The following is a 17,778-nucleotide window of genomic DNA, read 5'->3' as shown; positions in this document are numbered from 1 at the left end:
AAGACCCAGAACGATTCTGGGTCTTTTTTTATGGAAGTTTATAAATTTATAATTTATACAGTCGTGGATTCTTGCTGATAAATACAGGATTGTGCAATCTGTAGCTGATCATCTGCGGACAGATCAATATTTTCCCATTTTTCCATCTGCTCTAATAGCCAGATAAAATCGGTGAATTGAGGCTCAACACTTTCACCTGCAAGGTTACGAATAATATTCTGAATCTTATGGAAGTCATAAACGTGTCGAGAAGCTGAACATTCAAACTGGATAATCTGATAATCCATCAGCATGTCCCAGACTTCAGAAAGATCCGTAGCATGCTTTAAATCCATCTGGGCTTTATTTACAGCTGCGACTAAGGCCTCTACAGTCAGTGGATGCAACTCGCCCCATTCCTGAGTTATTGCTAGTACTTTATCTGCCACTTTAGGAATCACATTTTGGCTTGCTGCGACAATCAGGCTATAACCTTCAAGCTTGGCCTGAATATTCCAAGGTTCACCCACACAAAAACCATCAAAAATCTGTGCTGCAATCCCTTTGACCATCAAAGGGGGAGGTGAGGTCTTGAGCAATATATTTTTAGCATATTGCGCATCAGTTAAAGCCAGCCATTCTCTTAAACAGTAATGATGAATGGAGTATTTATAAACATGAGCCAGACCTACTTTATGTTGCTGCTTTAAGGCACTGACCAGCTTTTGTGACGTGATCTGTTCATTATCTTCAGGCTGAATGCCCAGTTCATAACACAAATCCTGTCTTAAGCTGATAAATGCCTGATTGATACTGAGGACTAATGGGGTCTGCAAAGCGACTTGTAACTGGTCTGCGCCCAAAGCAGCCGCGGGAAGCATGGCAGACAGGCAATGGGCAGCATCCAGAAAGCCATAGGCCAGACGGTCGCGTAAGCTGGACCAGGAGGCTTCACGGATCAGGTTTACCTTTAAACCCTGTTCAGTAAAATAACCTTGTCGCTCCGCCCAAAGAATGGCAACACAATCAAGCAGTGGAATATAGCCAATATTGAGTTCTGTTTTTTCTAATGTTGTCATTGAATGCTCCTTATTGGCCGGATAACAGTTTTTGTGCATCAAGTAAGCGCCTTGCCATATCGCCAATGGTAATCCGGTGACTCATGGCATTTTTGCGCAACAGGGCAAATGCTTCTTCTTCGCTCAGTCCATGCAGCTGGATCAGCAGGACTTTGGCTTTATCAATATCCCTGCGATCACTTAATTTTTCCTGAGTTTCCTTCAGGTCATGTAACAGTTTTTTATGTTTCTGGAATTGTTCAATCGATATTTCCAGAATATTTTCCAGTTTGGTTGGATCAATCCCGTCCACAATATATGCCGTGACTCCGGCATCAATGGCATTTCTGATGGTGTCCTTGTTGGAATTTTGGGTAAATAGAACCGTAGGTAATTCATACTGACTCACGCAGCTTTCGATAATATCGCGATGAGGATGATCCATATTTAACAGAATGACATCGGCATGCAGGCTTTTGATATCAACAATGTTGAGGTCATTCAGAATGACACAGGCCACCACATGAAAATCATGCGCAAGTAAAGAAGCCTGAATAAATTCAGCGCGTTCTGGATCATCATCAATCAGGGCAATTCGTAATTTAGACATGCAAGATTTTTAACTAGTACATCGGGGAATATCTATGAGGACTTATGCAAAAAACATACCATGCAATTTGGTGCAAAAAATCAGGAGATCAGGTTAAAAGTGTCATAAAAATAGTGTATAGAGTCTGATGAGACTAAATTACTCTGACTAAAATGAGGCGTAACCAAAATAATCGCACTAAAATAAGGAATTTTAAGACAATAAAGAATATAAAATTTATCGCTTAGATCAATTTTAATTTCATCAAGATGATCGGGAAAAATAAAAAAATCAAATATAGATAAAAATATTGGAATAATAATTGCTTATTTTTAATCCACTATAAAATAAAAAGGTGGAATAGACATGAAATTACAACTTATACCATCCCTGCTAGTAGTAATGAGCAGTCTTTTGATGGCGGGTAATGTGATGGCAGAAGATGGCGGTTTACGTTTTACCGAGAAAACTCTGGCCAAAGTGGCAGAAATGAAAACCAAGAAAAAATCAGCTGAAACCCAGCAAGCTGTACCATTACAAGCACAAGTAATCGAAAATGCCTCTAAATAAAATAATAGCCAGAATACATGAAGAAACTCTCCAGCAGGAGGGTTTCTTTTTTGGGCTGAAATCTATAAGCCATAGTTCAAAAAATAAGAATTCTATTTTCTAGTTATGACTAAGATTTTGGTCTAGAAACCTGTCTATTAAACTGATCTTGATGAATCAGAATATTGTTTATATCTTCAAAATTTTTAATTTAAATCACTTTTTGCCAACTCGAATTAGATGGTTACAAGAAAAAAATACATATCTATAAATTACAAATACTTAATAAATTAGATGTCAGAACTTGTATGAATCTGTCTGTGATCTTGTAAAGTACTGACAGATTTTTTGTATAGAAAAAATTAAAAATATTGCCGCACCAGTCAGATATTTTGGCAGAAAATATCTGCTTAATTTTGCATGCTTCATTTATGCTACAGCTTAAATTTTTAAGCCAAGTCCTAAAGCAGATCAGGATCACTTATACAGGATTGTATAAATTCGCCATGAATATGACAAAAATCCCTCTCAAGAAAAATCCGCTTAGCCTGATGATACTGTCGGCATTTTCAGGCCATCTTTATGCTGAAACTACGCTAGCACAGGATAGTGTTCAGCAACTGGAAACTATTGTGGTGACCACTGAGCAAAATACAAATTCCCAGCAACAGACTGCGGCCGAACTTGCCAGCGTTTCGGGAGGAACCAATTTTATTTCAGATCAGCAGCTCGAACATCAGCGTCTGGGAACCATTGCTGACGTCTTCCGTCTCCAGCCCGGCATTTATGCCCAATCGCCGGGCAATGAAGGAGCCAAAATTTCTATCCGTGGTTCTGGCATTAACCGTACTTCTGGTGCACATGCATCCGGAACTTATGTCATGATCGATGATATTCCCTTTACCGGACCGGGTGGTACAGCTTATGAACTGCTTGAACCATGGTGGATTGATCATGTTGAGGTGTACCGTGGTGCCAATGGTTTAAAACAGGGCGGATTATCCTTAGGTGGAACAGTTAATTATAAAAGTAAGACTGGTGCAGAGCAGAATGGCTCTGAATTAAAATATGAAACGGGTAGCCATGGCTATCAGAAATACCAGTTTAGTACTGGCCGACAACTCGATAAGTTAGATTATTATCTGACAGTAACGGGTTCACAGTTTGATGGGATTCAGGATCATGCCGAAGGTGATGGTAAAGGTCTAGCTTTTAATCTGGGTTATCAGATCAGTCCAGATATTGAGACCCGCTTTTATGCCCGTTACCGTGAAAGCAAACATTTAACGCCAGGGCGCATTACCCAGGAACAGCTCAAGAATAATCCTGAAGCAGCCAATGATTTTAATCTGGCTGTAGATGCCAAGCGGATTCAACCGGGCAGTACCTGGCTGGCAAATACTACCACTTGGAACTTGCAGGATGATGCCAAACTGACCGGTAGTCTGGCTTATCACCATTATCCATTGGATCTACGTGAAAGTAGTTATCGTACCAATGTCGATTATGAGGATATTAGTGCGCGGGTTCAGTATGAGAAACCTTATCAGTTATTCGGTCTTGAACATCAAGGAAAAGTTGCTTTTCGAAGTACCACGCACCGTCCGAATAGTGGTGTAACCGAAACAATTCGACGCGATACTACAATTGATGGCACGCTTTATCCGGCAGATACCGTAACACGCCGTTATACCTATCGTGGTTCAGACAATGTGCTGCAATTTGATCAGGAAACTCAGTTGAATGATCAGTTTAAGCTTGATCTAGGATTGGCAGCAGCCTATACCCACCGTGAGAGTGAAGTGACTTATCCTGTGGCTAGTCCTGAAGTTAGCCGCTATGAATGGAATTTCGCCCCGCGTATTGGCCTGACTTATCAGCCAAATGAAACACTACAATGGTTTGCCAATTTAAGCCGTAGTATTGAACCGGCACATCCATGGGCGATGGCATGGTCTTCGCCATACTATTTTGACACTGGTGTCGCTTCAGGGCGGGTACGTGAACCTATTTATCTGGACACGCAAACTGCAAATACTTTAGAACTGGGTGGCCGGGGTCAGTCAGCCTGGGGTGATTGGGCACTGAGCTACTATTATTCCAAAGTTAAAAACGAGTTATTAACCTCAGAGTTGATCAAAACCTATGAGGATGGATCGGAACGACCTTCTGAACCAATTGCTGTAGAATCCAATGCAACTCCCACCCTTCATCAAGGTGTAGAACTCAGTCTGGATACACCATTGTATGCATCACAGCAGGGTGAACTTCGCCTACGACAGGCTTATACCTTGAGTGATTTCCAGTATAAAAACGATCCTTTATTTGGCAAAAACCAGTTACCGGGAATTCCAAAACACCTTTATCAGGCACAGCTCAGTTATGCCTTGAATAACGGTCTTTATGTGGGTCTAAATACAGAATATGCATCGAAGATGGCACATGATTATGCCAATAGCCGCTTCAGTGATGACTATCAGATTTGGGGTATTGATCTGGGATATGCGCCAGAAGATCAGTCATGGAGTGCCTGGGTTAACTTCAAGAACATCACCGATGAAAAATATGCAGCAGTGGTAATTCCAGGCTATGACGACAAAGGTGCAGATCTAGCACGATCTTCACCGGGTGAAGGCTTCTCGACTTATGCAGGCGTGTCGTTTAAATTTTAAAATCATCACTTCATAAAAAAGCGGGCATTTTTGCCCGCTTTTTTTATTGTCAGCTTATATAAAACTAGCCTTCCAGAATTCCACTGACACCTGTCACAATCATATCAATGGCGATGGTTCCGATTAACAGTGCTGCAACACGACCGACAATATCGACATACAGGTCAATGTAGTTGGAATATTTATGCTGTAAATGATCATGCAGGTATTTCATCAGAATTAGCAAGCTACAGGTCAGAAACAGGGTAAAGAAAATCACCAGAATGGTTTGCATTAAACTGAGCTGTACACCGGTAATAACTGAAGCTGAAATGGTGCCGGGACCGATCATAAAAGGCATGGCAATCGTACCCGCCAGATGATTCGGCGCACCCCGCATCACCCCAATGGTATCCGCACCTTCAAAGACATAGCGATAACCAATCACCAGAAAAATCAGACCACCAAAAATCTGGAAGGATTCAAAGCGAGCATGTAGCACTTCATTGAAGAAGGCTTCGCCAGTTTTCGCAAAAATGATGAAAACAATAAAGCTGATCAGGCTGCCCTGAATCAATGCCATATTGAAGACCTTTGCTTCGGAATTACGAATAATTCCGAGCATATAGATACTCATCAAAAATGGATTGAGTAACGAAAAAAACAGGGCAAAGGCATTTAAACTTGCTGACATCATTCAATCCTTCCGTAGTTGAGTGATACTAGATTTCACGGTCCGGGAACAGCGGACGTTTACCTGGGCTGATCCGGTTAATATGCAGATACATCATATGGCGTTCATATTTATCCAGGATGTCATTGATCACCTGTTCCTTACTATAACCGACCAGATCGTTGCCCTGAGAGCCTTCAAACAGATAACTTTCCAGACGATAGTAATAACGTTTGGTTCGTTTACCCCGTGAACTGAAATTTGGCGTGTCATAGCGTACCGGCCATATTTCATAGACAAAGTTTTCTTCTTCATCGAGCTGAATGGTCAGATCCAGGTGATACAGTTCAGGTTCTTCCTCAAGCGATTTTTCCTGAATATTTACTTGAATGCCTTTGTCAATTAACTCGGTTGCAACGGCCTCAATGGCTGGTCTGCAAACATTATCCAGCATGGTTCGGGTCTGGGACAGGCTTGGATGCAGCATGACCCGGCTCAGACGCTTCTTCCAGTTCAGGATATCCACATTACCGACCACAGGCGCAGCATTCAGACTGGTACTGGCCTGACGGAAATCCTCAAGTCGTAAGGATTTATACAAACCGGCCATCACAAAGAAGATCACGAAACTAAAAGGCAAGCCCATAATAATGGTGGTGTTCTGTAATGCTGTCACACCGTTAGCCATCAGCATAGCTAGCGTCAACAGGCCAATCGCAATTGCCCAGAACACACTGAGCCAGCGCGGTGAGTCATGCTCAATATTGGTAAATTTAGTAGTGAAGTTCCCCAATACCAATGCCCCTGAATCCGCTGAAGTCACATAGAACAGCAAACCTGTAATGGTGGCGACACCTGCGAGAAATATGAAACCTGGATACTGTGCCAGTAAGTCATAAAAACCATGCGCCGGGTTTTCTAAAACAGTTGTCGCAAGCTGAGTATTACCATCAAAAATCACGCTGTATAAAGCACTGTTACCGAAAATAGACAACCAGGTCAGGGTAAATAACAGAGGAATAACCAAAGTCCCGGTGACAAATTCACGAATGGTACGACCACGAGAAATACGGGCCAGGAACAGACCTACAAATGGCGACCAGGCAATCCACCATGCCCAGAAGAACAGGGTCCAGCTATTCATCCATTCTTTCGGTTGTTCAAAAGGAAAACTGCTTAAAGAGAGTTTCGGGAACTGGCTGAGATAATCACCAAAATTCTGAATTAGAGCTGCTAATAAAAACTCGGTATTTCCCATAAAGAGAATAAAGAGCAGCAACCCGATTGATACGTAAATATTAATTTCAGACAGAACCCGGATACCTTTATTGACACCCGCAGTGACGGAAATAATGGTAATAATGACTGCAACACCAATTAATGCAGTTTGAATCCAGATATTTTCCGGTAAGCCGAACAGGACATGCAGACCGTAATTTAGCTGAACCACACCAATACCGCAGGTGGTGGCAATACCAAAGATTGTGCCCAGTACCGCAGCCGTATCCACCGTATGGCCAATCGGGCCATTAATTCTTTTTCCAAAAATAGGATAAAGCGCAGAGCGAATTGTCAGTGGTAAATTATAGCGATAACTGAAATATCCCAACGCAACCCCAATCAGCGCATACATACTCCAGCCAGTCAGACCATAGTGAAATAGGGTCCAGACCATGGACTGACGCGCGGCTTCAAAAGTCTCAGCTTCACCGACTGGAGGACTCATATAATGAGACAGGGGTTCAGCGACCGAGAAGAACATCAAGTCAATCCCGATCCCGGCTGAGAACAGCATAGCCGACCAGCTCAGCAGGCTGAATTCGGGTTTGGAATGTTTTGGACCAAGCTTGATTTCGCCATAACGTGAACAGGCGATAAAGACAATAAAAACCAGATACAGCGTTGCCGCCAGCAGGTAATACCAGCTAAAGGTACTACTGACCCAGTTTAAAATATTAATAATGACTAGATTGGCTTGTTCATTAAATAAAATCGTGATGATAGAAAACAGCAGAATAAGCGTCGCCGAACAATAAAAGACTACCTTATTCAGACTATCTTGCACCTCTTCGTTTTTCTTTTGCATAAATCTCTGACCATCGTTTTTGTTGCCGGATGATCTACAGTGCAGTGTGATTTAAAAGCAAAAGCTGGCCCTAAAGCTTCCTTGTTTTCGTGAATTACAAACTTTTGCAAATCCAAAACAAACTGCGCTGTACATCAAGGGTGAGCTGGCACTATAATTTTTATTAATTGAACGTTCAATTAAAAAAGCGTTTATGAATTGTTACATCATTCAGCTATTTGCTTTAGCAGAGTGATTTTTTATTGCTACATCAGTTATTCAGGTTAGTCCTATGCCAAAAGTTGGTATGCAACCGATCCGTCGTCAGCAACTGATCGATGCCACCTTAGCTGCAGTGAATGAGCTAGGTTTTGCAGAAGCTTCAATTAGTCAGATTGCTCAGAGGGCAGGTGTCTCAACCGGCATCATAAGTCATTATTTTCAAGGTAAAAATGGGTTAATTGAAGCCACAATGCGTTACTTATTGCAGCAATTAGGTAAATCTGTTGCTGAAATCAAGTCACAGGTGAATGACGCCCCTGAACAACGCTTACTGGCAATTGTGCGTGGCAATTTTACCGCTCCACAAACGGATAAAGCGGCCATGAAGGTGTGGTTGGCTTTTTGGGCCAGCAGTCTGCACCAGCCCGAGTTACATCGTTTACAGCAAATAAACCATTACCGCTTACATTCCAATCTTAAATATGAATTCATGAAAAAGCTGAGTAAGGATCAAGCTGAGAAGGCAGCACAAGGTCTGGCTGCACTCATTGATGGATTCTGGCTAAGAGGTGCTTTAGTAAGTGGCGAAATTGATCCAGAACTGCCGATTGAACTGTGTAGTGAATATATCCGGCAACAACTCAAATAACCAATCTGCGAGGGAATTCCATTGACAACATTCAAACTGCAACGTCCTTATATCCATGGACAATATGTCGATGCAACGTCCAATAGCACGTTTCAAACTATTAATCCTGCAACAGGCGAAGTCCTGGCTGAAGTGCAGGTCTGTTCAAAAAATGATATCGATCGTGCGGTTGAATCTGCACAACAAGGGCAAAAAGTCTGGGCAGAAATGACCGCGATTCAACGTTCGCGCATCTTAAATAAGGCCGTGGCCATTTTAAGAGAACGTAATGATGAGCTGGCAAAATTAGAAAGCTTGGACAGCGGTAAAGCCTTTAGTGAAACATCGACTGTTGATATTACGACAGGTGCAGATGTACTCGAATATTATGCGGGGATTCTACCGGTTCTTGAAGGCCAGCAAATCCCGCTGAGAAGTAGCTCCTTTGTTTATACCCGTCGTGAACCTTTGGGTGTCGTCGCTGGAATTGGCGCATGGAATTATCCAATTCAGATCGCATTGTGGAAATCTGCACCGGCACTCGCTGCAGGCAATGCCATGATTTTCAAAGCCAGTGAAGTTACGCCTTTAACTGCGCTGAAACTGGCAGAAATTTATACTGAAGCCGGTGTACCGCATGGTGTCTTTAATGTGGTTACCGGCAGTGGTGAAATTGGTGGTTCTCTGACTTCGCATCCCGATATTGCCAAAGTGTCGTTCACTGGTGGCGTTTCTACCGGCAAAAAAGTTATGGCGCAAGCTGCCAATTCTAGTTTGAAAGAAGTCACTATGGAGCTGGGCGGTAAGTCTCCGCTGATTATCTGTGAAGATGCCGATCTGGATCTGGCGGCTGATATTGCCATGATGGCCAACTTCTATAGCTCCGGTCAGGTGTGTACCAACGGTACTCGCGTTTTTGTACCTTTGGCATTGAAAGCAGAATTTGAAGAAAAGATTTTGCAGCGTGTTGAACATATCCGTATGGGTGATCCTCTCGATCCTGAAACCAATTTCGGTCCGGTGTCCAGCTTTGAGCATATGGAAAAAGTGCTGGGCTATATCGAAAAAGGCAAGATAGAAGGGGCGCGCTTATTGTGTGGCGGCGGCCGTGCTGAGGATGAACAGTTTGCCCAAGGGGCGTATGTCCTGCCAACCGTGTTTACCGACTGCCGCGATGACATGACTATTGTACGTGAAGAAATCTTCGGTCCAGTCATGAGCATCCTGAGTTATGACACCGAGCAAGAAGCCATTCGCCGTGCCAATGACACCGATTATGGTCTGGCCGCAGGTGTCGTCACACCAGACTTAGCCCGTGCACACCGAATTATTCATCAGGTCGAAGCAGGTATCTGCTGGATTAATACCTGGGGTGAATCACCTGCAGAAATGCCGGTCGGTGGCTATAAGCATTCCGGTGTCGGACGTGAAAATGGTCTAGTCACTTTGCAGCACTACACCCAGACCAAATCGGTTCAGGTCGAACTCAGTCCTTTCCAGTCTGTATTTAGCGCATAAGGGGGATTTGATGAATTACGACTATATTATTATCGGTGCGGGCTCTGCGGGTAATGTTCTGGCAGCGCGTTTAACTGAAGATCCAGATACTAAGGTGCTATTACTTGAGGCAGGTGGCCCGGACTATCGTCTGGATTTTAGAACCCAGATGCCGGCTGCTTTAGCTTATCCTTTACAAGGACGCCGTTATAACTGGGCCTATCTGACCGATCCAGAACCCCACATGAACAATCGCCGTATGGAATGCGGCCGTGGTAAAGGTCTGGGCGGATCTTCACTGATTAACGGCATGTGCTATATCCGTGGTAATGCTATGGATCTGGAACAGTGGGCCAGCTTTAAAGGTCTGGAACACTGGAACTATGCGCAGTGTCTACCCTATTACAAAAAAGCTGAAACCCGCGATATTGGCGGCAATGACTATCATGGCGATTCAGGTCCGGTTTCAGTCGCAACACCTAAGAATGGTAATAATGAGCTGTTTCATGCCATGGTCGAAGCTGGAGTGCAGGCAGGTTATCCACGTACCGATGACCTGAATGGCTATCAGCAGGAAGGCTTCGGCCCGATGGATCGTACTGTGACACCACAAGGCCGTCGCTCCAGTACGGCACGTGGTTATCTGGATATGGCCAAAGGCCGGGATAATCTCACCATTATTACCCATGCCATGACCAACCGGATTCTGTTTAATCGTAATCAGGCCATTGGCGTGGAATATTTTGAAGGCCAAAATACCTTACAGCCGATTCAGGTCTTTGCAGATCGTGAAGTTCTACTATGTGCAGGTGCAATTGCATCTCCACAAATCCTGCAACGCTCTGGTGTAGGTCCGGCTGAATTATTAAAAAGTCTGGATATTCCCGTGGTTCAGGATCTGCCGGGTGTGGGTGAAAACCTGCAAGACCATCTGGAAATGTACTTACAATATAAGTGCAAAAAACCGGTCAGCTTATACCCAGCATTAAAATGGTATAACCAGCCCATGATTGGCGCAGAATGGTTATTCCTGGGTAAAGGCATTGGTGCCAGCAACCAGTTTGAAGCCGGGGGCTTTATCCGTTCTTCGGATGAGTTCGAATGGCCAAACATCCAGTATCACTTCCTGCCAGTGGCGATCAATTACAATGGGACCAATGCTATCCATGAGCACGGCTTCCAGGCTCATGTCGGTTCCATGCGCTCACCATCTCGTGGTCGGGTTCGCCTGAAATCCAAAGATCCGTTTGAACATCCAAGCATTCTGTTCAACTATATGAGTACCGAACAGGACTGGCGTGAATTCCGTGATGCTATTCGCATTACCCGTGAAATTATGCATCAGCCAGCTCTGGATCCTTATCGTGGTGAGGAAATCAGTCCGGGTAAGAATCTGCAAACTGATGCAGAAATTGATGAATTTGTTCGTAATCATGCAGAAACAGCGTATCATCCGTCCTGTAGCTGTAAAATGGGTGAGGATGATATGGCAGTTGTCGATGGTTATGGGCGTGTGCATGAGATGCAAGGCCTGCGTGTCATCGATGCTTCAATTATGCCGCTTATTATTACAGGCAACCTCAATGCAACCACGATTATGATGGCTGAAAAGCTTGCAGATCATATCCGTGGCAAGCAGGCATTACCTGCTTCTACAGCGCCTTTCTATCGGGCCCCACGCGCTTAAGTCATGGCTATATTCCTGTTGCTTGTTGCAATGAGGAATATAGCGAAATTTATTTTTACCCAAAGCTGGATAAGGCTGTAATCGGTTTCAGAATTATCCACTCTTTGCTTAATATAATTTATATTTTATGAGAACTTTCAAACAAACAGTCCTTTTCGGCTGTGCTGCTGTTTCTAGTGTTTATTGTTTTGCAGACGATGCAGAAGCAAAAAAAATTGAAACCAGTGGAAACATCAGTGTAGTTTCTAAATACATCTCCCGTGGTCTGACCAATGCACCAGAAAATGATGACGTTGCTTTACAAGCAGCGCTGAATCTGGCTTATGGTAATTTTTATGTCGGTTACTGGGGCTCAACCTTAGGTTATTCCTATCCGGAACTGGAAGGCAAAAAATCACATCGTCGCGATAAAGTCGAACATGATTTTATCGTGGGCTATACCTATAGCAGTGAAAACTACGACTGGAATTTCTGGGATGCAACCTATTATTATCCGGGCGGCAGCCATACGACTTCAAATGAATTAGGTCTGAATGTAAGTCGTGCACTAAACGACAAGACCAGTGTTACAGCGGGTGTATCGACCTATTTATATGATGTGGCTTATGCCAATCAGGGTGATACTTTTTATACCTTGGATTTAACCCATCAGATTAATGACAAGCTGGGTGCGCATGTCGGTGCAGCAGGTGGTTATTTTAATGATGAAGGCAAATATGAAGGTAATGAGCTGGGCAACACTACCAAACAGCATGCTTTCCGTTATGCAACTGCCGGATTGAGTTATGAAGTTGCGCCGAAGTTGACTTTATCTAGTGATTATATCTTTGGTGGTTATGACCGTTTTGGTGATAAACAGCGCGATCTCGCTGTGTTTGGTATTGGCTATGATTTTTAATTTGGATCTTGATCTGATTTAAAAAACGCATTTCCCAGTCCATAAAATCCAGTCGGGAACAGCAAGTATCAATAAAAACAGCCTGTTCCCGGCTTAAAGCCAGATTTTCTGAATATTTAATTAACAGATATTTTGATAAATCTGCAGGAAATTCGAGCAAACATTATCAATTTCATAAAATGATTCTATAATAGCGCCCATTCTTACTCGAGCTTATCCTGAAACTAACTGGTTGAAGGTTTAACCCGGGTTATTTTTATTTTTGAGTCAAATTCTCCTCCGTGATTCGGCTTGTATATTCAGATTTAGCATCTTATCTGTCCGTGGCGGCACATAAGAATATTTAGGTATCCACATGGAAATTAAGGTCAATTATCTCGATAATCTTCGTCAAGAAGCTAAGTTCGATGACTTCACGGTAATCGCCGATCAGCCGATTCGCTATAAAGGTGATGGTTCTGCGCCAGGTCCATTTGATTATTTTCTGGCTTCATCTGCGCTGTGTGCGGCGTATTTCGTTAAAGTTTATTGTGCAGCGCGTGACATTCCGACCGACAATATCCGTCTGTCCCAAAACAATATCGTCGATCCTGAAAACCGCTACAAACAGATTTTTAAAATTCAGGTCGAGCTACCAGCTGATATTTCTGAAAAAGACCGTCAGGGGATTTTGCGTTCGATTGACCGCTGTACCGTCAAAAAAGTCATTCAGACCGGTCCTGAATTTGTTATTGAAGAAGTAGAAAGTATTGATGCCGATGCTCAGGCATTATTAATGCCTAATCTGGCTTCAGACAGTCTGACCTGTATTCCGGGTAAAGACCTGCCACTGGAAGAAACCATTACAAATATGTCTGCGATTCTGGCAGGCCTCGGCATGAAGATTGAAATTGCGTCTTGGCGTAATATCGTACCGAATGTCTGGTCACTGCATATTCGTGATGCTCAGTCACCAATGTGCTTTACCAATGGTAAAGGTTCAACCAAAGAAAGTGCGCTGGCGTCTGCACTGGGTGAATTCATTGAACGTCTGAACTGTAACTTCTTCTATAACGACCAGTTCTGGGGTGAAGATATTGCCAATGCAGAATTTGTGCATTATCCGGATGAAAAATGGTTCCAGCCAGGTCCAAATGGTGAACTGCCAGCCGAAGTTTTAGATGAACATACCCGTGAAATTTATGATCCTGAAGATGAGTTACTAGGTACTCATCTGTATGACACCAACTCGGGCAATAAAGCACGCGGTATCTGTTCATTGCCATTTGTACGTCAGTCTGATGGTGAAACTGTATATTTCCCATCGAATCTGATTGAAAATCTATACCTCAGTAATGGTATGAGCGCGGGCAATACTTTGGCTGAAGCTCAAGTGCAATGTCTGTCTGAAATTTTCGAACGTGCGGTTAAACGCGAAATTCTGGAAGGCGAACTGGCACTGCCGGATGTACCTGAACACTTACTGGCAAAATATCCGAAAATTGTTGAAGGCATTAAAGGCTTAGAAGAGCAAGGCTTTCCAGTACTGGTCAAAGATGCTTCTCTAGGCGGTCAGTTTCCGGTGATGTGTGTGACCTTGATGAACCCGCGTACGGGTGGTGTCTTTGCTTCATTTGGTGCTCATCCTAATTTTGAAGTGGCTTTAGAGCGTAGTTTGACTGAACTGTTACAAGGTCGTAGTTTTGAAGGCCTGAATGATCTGCCAAAACCAACCTTCAGTTCAAATGCAGTCACTGAACCGAATAACTTTGTTGAGCACTTTATTGATTCAAGTGGTGTCGTATCTTGGCGTTTCTTCAGCGCAAAATCTGATTATGATTTTGTCGAGTGGGATTTCACCAATAATGGCCAAAACTCAAATGCCGATGAAGCACAGGAATTATTTACCATTCTGGAAGAGATGGGCCACGAGGTTTATATGGCGGTCTATCAGCATTTAGGCGCAACTGCTTGTCGTATTCTAGTGCCGGGTTATTCTGAAATTTATCTGGTGGAAGATCTGGTTTGGGACAATACCAACAAAGCGCTTTTATATCGTGAAGATATCCTGAATCTGCATCGTCTGGATGATGAACAGCTGGAAGCACTGGTTGAACGTCTGGAAGAAGCGGATGAAGACGATTATACCGAGATCCGTACCCTGATCGGAATTGAGTTTGACGAAAATACCGAATGGGGTCAGCTGACCATTCTGGAATTGAAACTGCTGATCTATCTGGCTCTACAGCAATTTGAAGAAGCTAAAGATCTGGTTGAGCAGTTCCTGCAATACAATACCAACACGGTTGAACGTGGCCTGTTCTATCAATGCATGAATGTAGTGCTTGAAGTCATTCTGGATGATGAAATGGAACTGGAAGACTATGAACACAACTTCCGCCGTATGTTTGGCGATGCCCGTATGGATGCAGTCCTCGGTTCAGTAGAAGGCACAGTACGTTTCTACGGTTTAGCTGAAACCAATATGCAGCTTGAAGGTCTGGATCGTCATCTACGTTTAATTGATAGCTACAAGAAACTGCATGCAGCGCGTGCCAAGTTTGTAGCAGCGTAATAAGCGAAGATAATTAGCTGACTTTGCAGGTCTTTAAATCTTTAAAAAATAGTCCATCTTAGAATGGGCTATTTTTCTATTGCTCTAACATCTTAGGAGTAATTTAAAAAAGAAAAATAAAGGACGATCATTGCCGCCCATTTAAATCTTAAATAACAGCTTAAATATTATTTAAAGTCAGGGAAATGTTATTGACCATATGAATCAGGCGAGGACCGATTTCATTTTCCAGTTTTTCCTGATTGAGTAAATAAGTTGGTGCGCCGCAGTTAAAGGTCAGAATACCATGTTTAGGGTGAATCAATGGTACTGCAACAGAGTTCACATCTTTGGCCCAATCACCGAGAGATAAGCAATAGCCATAATCCTGATAATCACGGATGGCACGTTCTAAATTACGCTTAATAGTTGGCCATTGATCTTCATTTCTTTTCTTGATCGCATCAAATAAATATTCACGTTCTTTAACTTCCATCGCAGCCAGGCAGGCACGGCCCATCGCACTACTATGAATAGGCAGGGTAGAGCCAACTGGACGACGCATGGTCAAAGTAGACTCTGTATGAACCACTTCCAGATAAATCATGCTCAGACGATCACGTGTTGCCATGGCGACAGGCGCTTGCGCATAACGTGACATTTCTTCCATAAATGGATAAGCCTGTGTACGGGCCGAAATATTGCTTAGCGCCGCATAACCCAAAGCCAATACACCAACATCCAACAGATATTTGGTCGTATTGGGTAACTGTTTTAGATAACCTAAAGAAACCAGCGTGCTGGTGATCCGGGCAACAGTCGGTTTTGGTAGATTAGTCAGTTGTGCAATTTCCTGGTTGCCCAGTAATTGATTCGTTGCTGAAAAACATCTGAGGATTTCTAAACCACGTGCAATAGACGCGATAAATTGTGGGTTATTTTCTCTATGAATATGTGAAATCGGATCTAAACGGATCTCATCAAAATTAGGTATTTCGCCAGTTTTATTTTTTGTCATGGTCAGAGCAATTAAAGGTAAATTAATAAATATGATAGCAATTAAATTTCACGATACAAAATAAAACACTTCTATTAATGATAAAAATAAATAAAAAAGTGCTCACTTTATCTGTATTTAAGTCAATTAGCGCTATTCAGCTAAAAATAATGCAAGATTTATAAATATTTAAGACCTGTAATGATCTTTAAGTATCTTTAGAAAATTTAAAGTGCGCTAGAGGAAAATTTCAGGGAAATGGGGCTAATCAAAACTAATATCATTAGCACGATTTAATTGAAATCTTGTTATCTCATTACGCTTTTATAGAAGGAATTATGATCTGATTCAAATCATCTAACTCTTTTCTAAATCTATTAATAATCTAAAAATTTCGCATTGTGAAATAAAATTCTAACTATAATTTTTCATTAAATCCAGAAAAATTTGCTTTTTTGCTTAAAAAATAAAATTTTTAATAATTTTTCTTGCTCAAAATGAATTTTTATGATTATTTATTTCGTATTACGAAACTAAAATTAAAGGGTAAAGGAATTTACCCAGATGAACTAAATAACATGGAGATCCCTATGATTCGCGATCCGGAAATGCTCGAGCAACTTCTTTCGACTATTCGTAACTTTGTCAAAAATGAACTAGTCCCTTTAGAACATGAAGTTGAAGAAAGCAATGCGATTCCTGAGCGTATTGTCGAGCAGATGAAAGAATTAGGTCTGTTTGGCTTAACCATTCCAGAGGAATACGGCGGTTTAGGTATCACCATGGAAGAGGAAATTCTGGTCGCAATGGAATTAGGCCGTACATCGGCTGCATTCCGTTCTTTGATCGGGACCAATAACGGGATCGGTTCAAGCGGGATCGTGATTGACGGTACTGAAGAGCAAAAACAGAAATACCTGCCACGTTATGCGACTGGTGAAATCATTGGTTCATTCTGTTTAACTGAGCCGGATTCAGGTTCAGATGCAGCATCTTTAAAAACTAGCGCGGTTAAAGATGGCGATTACTATATTTTAAACGGTACTAAACGTTTTATTACCAATGCGCCGCGTGCAACGACATTTACGGTGATGGCACGTACCAATCCTGACATCAAAGGTGCAAGCGGCATTTCTGCATTCCTGGTAGAGGCGAATACACCGGGCCTGAGTCTGGGCAAAATTGATAAAAAAATGGGCCAACATGGTTCATACACTTGTGACGTGATTTTTGACAACTGTAAAGTTCATAAAGATCAGTTGATCGGTGGTGTTGAAGGCATTGGCTTTAAAACTGCAATGCGTGTCCTGGATAAAGGCCGTCTGCACATTGCTGGCTATAGCGTAGGTATGGCAGAGCGTATGCTGGAAGATGCTTTAAATTATGCAGTGGAACGTAAGCAGTTCGGTCAACCGATTGCGAATTTCCAGCTCATCCAAGGCATGCTGGCAGACTCTAAAGCTGAGATTTATGCGGCGAAATGTATGGTTCTAGATGCTGCTCGTCTGCGTGACGAAGGCAAGAATGTAACCACTGAATCTTCATGCGCGAAAATGTTTGCCACTGAAATGTGTGGCCGTGTAGCGGATCGCTGTCTGCAAATTCATGGTGGCGCGGGCTATATCAGTGAATATTCAATTGAACGTTTCTATCGTGATGTGCGTTTGTTCCGTCTGTATGAAGGTACTACTCAAATCCAGCAAATCATCATTGCACGTGAAATGATTAAACAAGCAACCGCTTAAGCAGCAA

13 protein-coding genes are annotated in these 17,778 nt (G+C 42.7%); 8 read left to right on the top strand and 5 right to left on the bottom strand.

What is annotated here, in order from left to right:
* Window positions 1-53: 53 nt before the first annotated feature.
* Together FTV12_RS05495 and FTV12_RS05490 are read right to left on the bottom strand one after the other, a co-directional pair.
* Window positions 54-1,058: an ABC transporter substrate-binding protein gene (locus tag FTV12_RS05495; RefSeq protein ID WP_179992568.1), complete on the bottom strand. Its 1,005-nt coding sequence runs from the start codon at window positions 1,056-1,058 to the stop codon at window positions 54-56.
* 10 nt (window positions 1,059-1,068) lie between these two features.
* Window positions 1,069-1,647 (bottom strand): ANTAR domain-containing response regulator, encoded by a 579-nt coding sequence (locus FTV12_RS05490; protein ID WP_004785667.1) that lies wholly within the window; start codon window positions 1,645-1,647, stop codon window positions 1,069-1,071.
* A 345-nt stretch (window positions 1,648-1,992) separates the two neighbouring features.
* Between FTV12_RS05490 and FTV12_RS05485 the strand changes: the two genes are divergently transcribed.
* Both FTV12_RS05485 and FTV12_RS05480 read left to right on the top strand, forming a co-directional pair.
* Window positions 1,993-2,196, top strand: coding sequence for a hypothetical protein (locus tag FTV12_RS05485; protein ID WP_125278494.1), 204 nt, complete (start codon window positions 1,993-1,995; stop codon window positions 2,194-2,196).
* Between the two features lie 485 nt (window positions 2,197-2,681).
* The gene (locus FTV12_RS05480; protein ID WP_179992567.1) at window positions 2,682-4,847 is read left to right on the top strand and encodes a TonB-dependent receptor domain-containing protein; all 2,166 of its coding nucleotides are present in this window, start codon (window positions 2,682-2,684) and stop codon (window positions 4,845-4,847) included.
* Window positions 4,848-4,911: 64 nt separating this feature from the next.
* Here FTV12_RS05480 and FTV12_RS05475 read toward each other — a convergent pair whose 3' ends face one another.
* Window positions 4,912-5,520 (bottom strand): MarC family protein, encoded by a 609-nt coding sequence (locus tag FTV12_RS05475; RefSeq protein ID WP_179992566.1) that lies wholly within the window; start codon window positions 5,518-5,520, stop codon window positions 4,912-4,914.
* Between the two features lie 28 nt (window positions 5,521-5,548).
* Window positions 5,549-7,585 carry a choline transporter gene (locus FTV12_RS05470; RefSeq protein ID WP_180033682.1) on the bottom strand — a complete coding sequence of 679 codons (2,037 nt, stop codon included), beginning with the start codon at window positions 7,583-7,585 and terminating at the stop codon, window positions 5,549-5,551.
* A 271-nt stretch (window positions 7,586-7,856) separates the two neighbouring features.
* Between FTV12_RS05470 and betI the strand changes: the two genes are divergently transcribed.
* The 5 genes from betI to FTV12_RS05445 all read left to right on the top strand — a co-directional run bounded on the left by betI (window position 7,857) and on the right by FTV12_RS05445 (window position 15,050).
* Window positions 7,857-8,435, top strand: coding sequence for a transcriptional regulator BetI (betI, locus tag FTV12_RS05465; protein WP_180033681.1), 579 nt, complete (start codon window positions 7,857-7,859; stop codon window positions 8,433-8,435).
* 21 nt (window positions 8,436-8,456) lie between these two features.
* Window positions 8,457-9,932 (top strand): betaine-aldehyde dehydrogenase, encoded by a 1,476-nt coding sequence (gene betB / locus FTV12_RS05460; RefSeq protein ID WP_180033679.1) that lies wholly within the window; start codon window positions 8,457-8,459, stop codon window positions 9,930-9,932.
* Window positions 9,933-9,942: 10 nt separating this feature from the next.
* A complete protein-coding gene (gene betA / locus FTV12_RS05455; RefSeq protein ID WP_179992563.1) occupies window positions 9,943-11,598 on the top strand; it encodes a choline dehydrogenase in 1,656 nt (551 codons plus the stop codon).
* Between the two features lie 127 nt (window positions 11,599-11,725).
* A complete protein-coding gene (locus FTV12_RS05450; protein WP_180033676.1) occupies window positions 11,726-12,496 on the top strand; it encodes a hypothetical protein in 771 nt (256 codons plus the stop codon).
* Between the two features lie 355 nt (window positions 12,497-12,851).
* The gene (locus tag FTV12_RS05445) at window positions 12,852-15,050 is read left to right on the top strand and encodes an OsmC domain/YcaO domain-containing protein (RefSeq protein WP_180033675.1); all 2,199 of its coding nucleotides are present in this window, start codon (window positions 12,852-12,854) and stop codon (window positions 15,048-15,050) included.
* A gap of 160 nt (window positions 15,051-15,210) precedes the next feature.
* Here the strand turns inward: FTV12_RS05445 and FTV12_RS05440 are convergent, their stop codons facing one another.
* Window positions 15,211-16,047 carry an IclR family transcriptional regulator gene (locus FTV12_RS05440; RefSeq protein WP_004785687.1) on the bottom strand — a complete coding sequence of 279 codons (837 nt, stop codon included), beginning with the start codon at window positions 16,045-16,047 and terminating at the stop codon, window positions 15,211-15,213.
* A gap of 569 nt (window positions 16,048-16,616) precedes the next feature.
* Here FTV12_RS05440 and FTV12_RS05435 point away from each other — a divergent pair.
* The gene (locus FTV12_RS05435; protein ID WP_034171043.1) at window positions 16,617-17,771 is read left to right on the top strand and encodes an acyl-CoA dehydrogenase family protein; all 1,155 of its coding nucleotides are present in this window, start codon (window positions 16,617-16,619) and stop codon (window positions 17,769-17,771) included.
* Window positions 17,772-17,778: the final 7 nt, after the last annotated feature.

This window comes from Acinetobacter sp. YH12233 (assembly GCF_013417725.1).
Taxonomy (GTDB): domain Bacteria; phylum Pseudomonadota; class Gammaproteobacteria; order Pseudomonadales; family Moraxellaceae; genus Acinetobacter.
The sequence above is the reverse complement of the archived record's forward strand: the minus strand, read 5'-3'. Positions and strand labels throughout refer to the sequence as shown.

Coding starts and splice junctions, on each gene's coding strand:
- FTV12_RS05495 (WP_179992568.1), bottom strand. CDS start 1,058: ATGACAACATTAGAAAAAACAGAACTCAATATTGGCTATATTCCACTG.
- FTV12_RS05490 (WP_004785667.1), bottom strand. CDS start 1,647: ATGTCTAAATTACGAATTGCCCTGATTGATGATGATCCAGAACGCGCT.
- FTV12_RS05485 (WP_125278494.1), top strand. CDS start 1,993: ATGAAATTACAACTTATACCATCCCTGCTAGTAGTAATGAGCAGTCTT.
- FTV12_RS05480 (WP_179992567.1), top strand. CDS start 2,682: ATGAATATGACAAAAATCCCTCTCAAGAAAAATCCGCTTAGCCTGATG.
- FTV12_RS05475 (WP_179992566.1), bottom strand. CDS start 5,520: ATGTCAGCAAGTTTAAATGCCTTTGCCCTGTTTTTTTCGTTACTCAAT.
- FTV12_RS05470 (WP_180033682.1), bottom strand. CDS start 7,585: ATGCAAAAGAAAAACGAAGAGGTGCAAGATAGTCTGAATAAGGTAGTC.
- betI (WP_180033681.1), top strand. CDS start 7,857: ATGCCAAAAGTTGGTATGCAACCGATCCGTCGTCAGCAACTGATCGAT.
- betA (WP_179992563.1), top strand. CDS start 9,943: ATGAATTACGACTATATTATTATCGGTGCGGGCTCTGCGGGTAATGTT.
- FTV12_RS05450 (WP_180033676.1), top strand. CDS start 11,726: ATGAGAACTTTCAAACAAACAGTCCTTTTCGGCTGTGCTGCTGTTTCT.
- FTV12_RS05445 (WP_180033675.1), top strand. CDS start 12,852: ATGGAAATTAAGGTCAATTATCTCGATAATCTTCGTCAAGAAGCTAAG.
- FTV12_RS05440 (WP_004785687.1), bottom strand. CDS start 16,047: ATGACAAAAAATAAAACTGGCGAAATACCTAATTTTGATGAGATCCGT.
- FTV12_RS05435 (WP_034171043.1), top strand. CDS start 16,617: ATGATTCGCGATCCGGAAATGCTCGAGCAACTTCTTTCGACTATTCGT.